This is a genomic window from Bacillota bacterium (assembly GCA_012518215.1).
In the GTDB taxonomy this organism is placed as follows: domain Bacteria; phylum Bacillota; class Dethiobacteria; order DTU022; family PWGO01; genus JAAYSV01.
Genome location: JAAYSV010000047.1, coordinates 1 through 7,477, shown reverse-complemented (window position 1 = coordinate 7,477; position 7,477 = coordinate 1). Strand labels below are relative to the sequence as shown.

At 51.7% G+C, this 7,477-nt stretch carries 4 protein-coding genes; all 4 read right to left on the bottom strand.

The genetic code is table 11. The features are described from left to right. Positions 1-306: 306 nt before the first annotated feature. Positions 307-1,806, bottom strand: a complete 1,500-nt coding sequence (locus GX364_07570; protein ID NLI70705.1) for a hypothetical protein — start codon at positions 1,804-1,806, stop codon at positions 307-309. Positions 1,807-1,928: 122 nt separating this feature from the next. Continuing rightward, on the bottom strand, positions 1,929-4,058 hold the full coding sequence (locus GX364_07565; protein ID NLI70704.1) for a hypothetical protein: 2,130 nt from the start codon (positions 4,056-4,058) through the stop codon (positions 1,929-1,931). A gap of 204 nt (positions 4,059-4,262) precedes the next feature. Beyond that, entirely contained in the window at positions 4,263-4,697 is a 435-nt protein-coding gene (locus GX364_07560) for a DUF3887 domain-containing protein (GenBank protein NLI70703.1), read from the bottom strand. Then, the gene (locus tag GX364_07555; protein ID NLI70702.1) at positions 4,694-5,314 is read right to left on the bottom strand and encodes a YhfC family intramembrane metalloprotease; all 621 of its coding nucleotides are present in this window, start codon (positions 5,312-5,314) and stop codon (positions 4,694-4,696) included. The genes GX364_07560 and GX364_07555 overlap by 4 nt, the downstream gene beginning before the upstream one ends. Positions 5,315-7,477: the final 2,163 nt, after the last annotated feature.

Here is a 7,477-nt window from a genome sequence, read left to right as displayed (position 1 = left end):
TCACTCTATGTCGCTTACGCCAACATATCTGTACGGGGAAAAGACAGAAGCCTAGGAACCAGTTTATAGCGATGGTAGGCTGTGTAAGAGGAGGGGATTATTCGATCGCGGAAAATACGCCGCTCCCTCCCCCCCCTGTCATTCCGAGCAAGCGGTGTTATGCAAGTACGCAGGCGTTATGCTGTTATACAATGCTTGCAGGAACGCCGGCCCCTGGCTGGCAAGGACAGCGCAGCGTGGAATCTCGGGCAAGGGGAAGCATTGTGCTTGAGGATGGCGGTGGTGATGCCGGATGCCACATCCTGTTTACATTGTTTTGGATATGGCTTCGTTGCTCAGTCCGATTTCCTCGGGATCAAGGCCCTTGCGGGCGGCGGTGATCGCCACTACCCGCGCCTGTTCTTTTTCCGTAAATTTGTAGAAAAACAGGGGGATGGATGTACCCAGCATGCTTATTGCCGCTATAAAGACGGAAGCAAAGTAGATGCCATCCTGAACATAAGTCGAGGCAGCCGTATTTTCTACAAAGCCGACGATACTCAGCGTGAGCATGGTGACGAAGGCGCATGCGGCCATCCCGATCTTGGAGATGAATGTCTGCATGGAGAAACAGATACCTTCCGCTCTTTCACCCGTCTTCCATTCCAGATAATCGACGGTGTCGGCAATCATGGCATAGGTGAGGATGTTGGCGAATCCCGAGGGGATGCCCAGCAGGATAAGACCGATAAAATTGAACAGGAGGCCAAAAGGGGTTCTCCAACCCACGAAAAACATGGCAAACATGACGAGGGCCCCGGCCAGGTGACTGTATATGTAAAGGTCACGTTTCCCGAATTTTTTGGCGAGGTAGGGGGTGAAGACAGAAGCCAGTAACCCCCCGGGAACGGTGGCGATGGTGATGACCGTGAAGATGGCGGCATTGTCCAGACAGTATTTGGCGAAATAAAGGCCGCTGGTGAAATAGGTCAGCCGGGCTGCCCCCAGCACCCCGGAGAGCACGATCAGCAGCAGAGGGGTGTTTTTGGTCAGCAACTTCAGGTTCTGCCCCAGGGAAAGTGGAGGGGTGGGGGAATAATAGCGTTCATTGGTATATTTGAAACCGATGAAAAACATGGGTACGGCCACGATGGCTATGATGGCCGCAATCCAAACAAAGGATTGCCTGAGATCGGCGGAGATGGCTGCTTTCATCGTTTCCTGCAGGGCCGGAGCGATCTCCTCGAGCCCGATACCTCCGGTAGTTTTGTTCTGAATGTAATTGACGATGGCGGGAACGGACAGGGTGACCAATCCTGCGCCGCCTGTGCAGGAAAGCCTGGCTACCGTGAGCAGGGTGGCACGTTTGTTGGTATCGGAGGTGAGCGCCGTGGAGAGGCCCCAGTAGGGGACATCGACGATGGTGTAAAGTATGCTCCAGGCTACATAGGTAATGGAGGCATACAGGAATTTGGTATTGTAGTCTCCGGGGATGGTCGTGAAACAGACAATCGTCAGAATGCCGATGGGAATCGGGGTAAAAAGCAGGTAGGGCCGAAGCTTGCCCCATCTGCTTCTGGTGCGGTCCACGATGCTGCCCATGATGGGATCATTGAAGGCGTCGAAGAGACGCACCCCGAGCATCAGGTAGGCGACACCTGCGGGGAGCAATCCTATTCCATCGGTATAGTAGAAAAGGAGAAAAGAAGAGATCAATGCACATATCAGGTTCTGCCCGAATCCGGCAATGCTGTAGGCGATGGCCTCCTGGGGCTGCATCCCTTTTCCGGGGGTGGTGCCGAAAAGTTTATGTAGAAAGTTCATCATACGATATGACCTCGATTCTTAGAAGCGCAGGAGGACGGTTGCTGTTCCCGATGCGTCTTTTTATTTTTGCTTTGACAGTGTACCAGGAATGGTTCGGCAATGTGTGACGATGACAATATGTTTTATTTAACTTCGCCCGTTTGTTTTTGTTGCTTTTTTTGATTCAAATACCCGGACGATACGGAAAGGGCGCGGTTAAAGGTAAGATTGAAATATATCACCAGGTCCTGATCATTGGCCCACGGGTCGTAAAAACCTCCTTTCATACCGTTGATAAGATAAGGATATACATATGCGCAGGCCCCCCGGCTATCCTTGATCAGGCAAAGATTGTTCGACAGTATGTTGTCTGCCCGGTTGGCATACTCTTCATCCCTTTTGACTTCGGCATAGCGAGCAAAAACTCCTGCATTGATGCAGCTCCAGTAGTGAGGAAAAGTATCTCCGTACATCTTGCGTTTCCCGAACCAGTAGCCGTCCCAGTGCCTGATAGCGATATCGTTCATGCGGAAATCGGGCTGGATAAAAGCAAATGCTTCGAGCAATTTCAACTGCCTTTCCGCTTCATCCAGGTATTTTTCCTCGGCACTGATGCAGTAACCTTGCAGCAGCATGTCCACGGAGGGGGCGACGATGGACTGCTCGTATTTTACTTCATGCGGTGGATAGTTCTCTCCCCGGGAAACGATGAAATCGAGGTGGGAGAAAAAATTGGATTTCATTTCTGCCAGCAGCCTCCCGCTGTCGGCATGTGTGGATTGTTCCAGCAATTTCACGATCAGGGCCATGGGAATGTTGATTGCATAGAACCGGGCGCCGCCCAGGCGATAGTATTCCCGCAATATCTTGCAGGCTTTTTTCAGGTAGCAATGTTCCTCTGTATATTGATGCGCAAGGGTGTAGAGAAGAGCGTAGAAAGCATAGTTGTATTTTCTCTGGTGGGGGAGTTTCTGGTAGCCCACGTTTTCATAAACGACGCCACGGTCGTCGCAGATTTCCCGATCAACAAAAGCAAGGGCCAGTTCTGCTGCCCGATCATATTTTTCGCGCATGGATCTGTCTTCAACACCCCTGATCAGCCGTGCCAGCAGGGAGGTGATCATTCCAGACCGTTCGCGGGCTGCATTGCGGTCATTGAAACAATGGTCCTCGACAAAAGTCGTCTCCGTTTCGTTGTCATAGAGCAGGAAACCGCCGTAAAACTTGCTCTTCCTGTCTGTTACCTGCTGGCGGTCAATCAGGAAATTCAGGCGGCGGTCGATGACTTCCATGGGGTTGCGGTAAACCTGCAGAACCAGCTTCGTGATTGCTCCGTCACCGTAGCCGATTTTGATTGTCTTCTCGGTGGTGGTGGCCGCTGATGCTGCAGCATTGGTGGCGGTTGTTTCTGCAGCAGAGGTGCCGATGGAGTCGATGGAAAAAGTGATCTTTCCGGTATCGCCGACGATTTCCCTGCCGGTAATCCCGGCTTGCTTCTCATCGCCAAGAAAGAATTCAACCGTTTCAGGGTGCCGATGCCTGATCGTGCAGGTGATCGGTTCGCCGGCGGTGATGCTGTATCTGTCAGCTTGCACAAAGGCGAAGTTGGGGGTGCTTCCCAGGGAACGGATGAATTCTTCCCGATCCGCATATTTTTTCAGCTGCCATCTGATCACATGCCTTTGCCCTTTCTGGAAAGTGATAGCCGGAAGGAGCAGGGCAAAGTCGCCCCGGTCATTGCTGTTCCATTTGCGGTCGACGGCGTAATGGAATATCCGGCCTTCAAGCAGGATCAGGCCGAGGCAGGCACCGCGGGCGTTCATGGGTTCCCCCAGTATATATGTGGAGTTGCCACCGCACCAGATGTGGGCATGGCATCTTCTTTTCAGGCAGGCAGAGGCGGCCTCGTAGCGATCATTGAAAGGTGTCTGGATGCCCAGGGTTCCCGACTCGAAGGAGAGGGGACGGAGGGAATTGTTGATGAAGGTGTAGGTTTCGGTGATGGTGTCACCCTCGATCTGCCTGACAATGTCCATGTCCAGATCCCGGTACCTGTAGCTGGCGGTGATCCTGTTGTCCGTGTATGAGATCTGTTTCACGGTTGCCGGGCCGTAGGGGACGCCGAAGATTCTTTTCCCGGCAATATAGTTCAACCGATTTTGGTCATGGTTGAAACTGATCCGCCGCAGGCCCCCGCTTCTTTTTTCGACGATGATGTTCAAAACAGGGGTTTTGATTTTCCTGACACCGATTTTCTTGAGGATGTTGAACATGGTATGATTCCTCCCGGATGGTTGGTACTCTTTTCACGATGACAACGCAAGTATTTTTTTGTGCGCTCATCCGTGCAAGCACATCTATCACGTGGATAGTCGAATTTGCAGGATTGATCAATCTGCAACGGGGGGGGTGTGGTCGCCCCTTTCATTGTCCCGCCTGTAAAAGTTGTCCCGGCTATCCCGATATTTCCCCGGAAATTATTTGTAATACAATCCGGCCAGCTTCATCTCCCTGTCAAAAGAGATCGTGTAGATGAAAGATCTGTTTTCATATTCGGCCCTGGTCACCACGACGGCCAGTTCACCGGTATTTTTATTGCCGGCAAGGCTACGGATATTCATGTTTTTTATTCCCCGGAATTGACCGCCTTCACCGATGTCTTCATAAATTTGATTCAACAGTTCGTCGGTGAGGGCGGCTTTCATCTGTGCGGTGGATGCTGTCCTCAATCCTTCCGAATCTTTCCCGTTTACCATGGCGATCACGCCCTCGGCTGCCGCTCTGACTTCCGCCTCATCGAAATCTGCGGATAACTTCTGTGCGCCGCAACCGGTCATGCCGATCAGTACCCCAAAACAGATTATCGTTGCCAGAAGCAGAAAACAGACAGAATTGTGTCCAGATTTGATCATACCCCTTGATTTTCCTCCTTCAAATAATATTTTCGTGAATGGTAAGCATAGACAACCATGCCTGTAGCGACAACCGCTATGGCGCCCTCGATCATTGAAACCGAAGTGCTGAAAGAGGAGATGATGGGGATCAGGGCATCGGCAAGGCCGTGAACCAGGATGGCAGACAGGAGGCAAGCGGCTTTTCTGCCCCTTTGAAAACCATTCCACACCATGATGGTCAATGAAACATGGAGGGTCAGAGCCATTATTCTTTCAGCAAAGACGATGGACAGCTGATCGAGGGTAAACATGGAAATCGTGGGGATCACGGGGTACAGCATTACGCATACTTCCGAAATTCCATGGCCCAAACCAAAAAGAATCGGCTGGCGTATTGTTGAACGGGCGGGTTTCATGAAGATAGCTTTGAAGAGGAAACGAAAAGTTTCCTCAAAAATTCCGGCGGTCAGGGCAACCAGGACTCCGCAGAGCAAGGGATTTGTGATGTAGGCCATGGTAAAGCCCGTTGTCTGCTGGAGCATCTGCAGGAGGGGCAGACGCAGCAGGGGTTGAGCCACTGCAAAACATAGAAAACCAAGCATAAAAAAGAAAATGTATTTTCCTTTTCCCTGCAAGGTGCCACCTCCATTTTGGCCTATCGGGTTGCCGGAGCCCGGGAACTGAATTTCCCCCACAGTTTCCCCGTGCCGGATACGCCGAATAAGGATAAAAAGCATGTTTTTCTTCCGACATATAGAATATAACACACCAAAAAAATGGCGGCCAATTTATTGCCGCTCCCATATTTGCCTCTTAGTTCCTGTCATTCTGAGGGAGCCCTGTTTTTTGGGGCGACCGAAGAATCCCCTTCTCGAGCACCCCTTACCATCGCTATAAACTGGTTCCTGGTCTTTTATCCCCGTAGAGCACAACGCCTGCCTCTGCCCGAGATTCCTCGCGGCACTATGCCCACCGACAAAGTCTCGTGTTTCTGCATTACCATCCCCCGAAACATAACGCCTGCGTAGTTGCATAACACCGCTTGCTCGGAATGACAGGGGGGGACGCCGCACTCCATCCCCGGCATTGTGCCATTCCGCACGACTGTTTTTCCATTACTGTACGGGGGGAAGCTATTTCCTGGGTTTTATCTTTCGCATACACACAAAAATTAGCCAAAACCGCCTGATGAATCCCCTCCTCGAGTACACCTTACCATCGCCATGAACTGGTTCCTGTTTTCCCCGTACCGATATGTTGGCATCAGCGACATGGAGTGAATGGTTGCCATCGTCAAGCACAGCGCTTGCCTCTGCCCGAGATTCCTCGCGGCGCTATTCTTGACAACAGAGGTTGGTATTACTGCATTACCATTCCCCGAAACATAACGCTTGCGTACTTGCAGAACACCGCTTGCTCGGAATGACAGGGGGGGGCGCCGCAGGCGGCCGAAGAATCCCATCCTCATGTACCCCTTACCCTACTGCCAGAGAAAGAAAACGCCCTACCTGTCATTCTGAGGGAGCGGCTGTAGTTTGCCGCGACCGAAGAATCCCCTCCTCGTACACAGCTTACCATCGGCATAAACTGTTTCCTGCTTTTCCCCTGGCCAGGTCGCCAGGCCAACATATCAAAAAAAGAGAAGGAAATCGTCGGCAACCGATGAAGCCTTTATCAGAGTATGTATCCCCAACATTTGAATTTGCCGGGGTAATTTTTTTTACGGGGAGTTTCATTTTTTGTTTATTGAAAGCATAGACTGAAGTAGAATTCGATTGATCGTGAGCGGACAGCGTTGTCATCCGAAGGTTCAGACAACATATATAAATACAGGCGAATATCGACTTTGAAACATTTTAAACCGATGAAAGGAATCGAGTTTTTGCGGGAGCCGGCTTGCAACGTGCGAGGTGCCGGCTGATCATTGGTCGGTGGTGGGGACACAATGATACACGGGGGCCATCGGAACGGTTGTGCGTGGATGGCGCGGCAAATCAACATGGCCGGCCGCTGGTTGGTGGCGGGGACACAGCGGCGTTTCACCTCCTTTCTCAGGCGGCAAAAATGCCGCCTGCCAATTACGGGTTCCGTACACAAACAAAACTGTGCGGAACCCTTTTCTGTCGGTTGAAATGGAATTGTTGCCAGGTGGCGTAAAAATAAATATGGCAAGCAACCTTGTCCCCAAAAGCGTCACCTGTCATTGCTATGGAAGTAAATGAACTCCAGCATAAATATGCACACGGAAGAAACAATTTCTGTTTATCGTGGTGCGGGTAACGCGTGGAAATTCAGAGGAAGCGGCGGTGTGTGCCGCGACCGAAGAATCCCCTCCTCGTACACCCCTTACTACCGCTATAAAATGGTTCCTGGTCCTTTATCCCCGTAGAGCACAACGTCTGCCTTTGCCCGAGATTCCTCGCGGCGCTATTCTTGACAACAGAGGTTGGTATTTCTGCATTACCATCCCCAGAGACATAACGCCTGCGTATTTGCAGAACACCGCTTGCTCGGAATGACAGGGGGGGGAGGTCGCCGCAGGCGACCGAAGAATTCCCCTCCTCGAACACACCTCACCCTACTGCCAGAGAAAGAAAACGCCCTACCTGTCATTCTGAGGGAGCGGCTGTAGTTTGCCGCGACCGAAGAATCCCTTCCTCATGTACTCCTTCCTACCGGCATAAATCGGTTCCTGCTTTTCCCCGTACCGATATGTTGGCGACAGCGACATAGAGTGAATGGTTGCCATAGCCGGTGAAGGCGAGGAAGCGAAACGGGACTGCCGACGTGATGTCGGC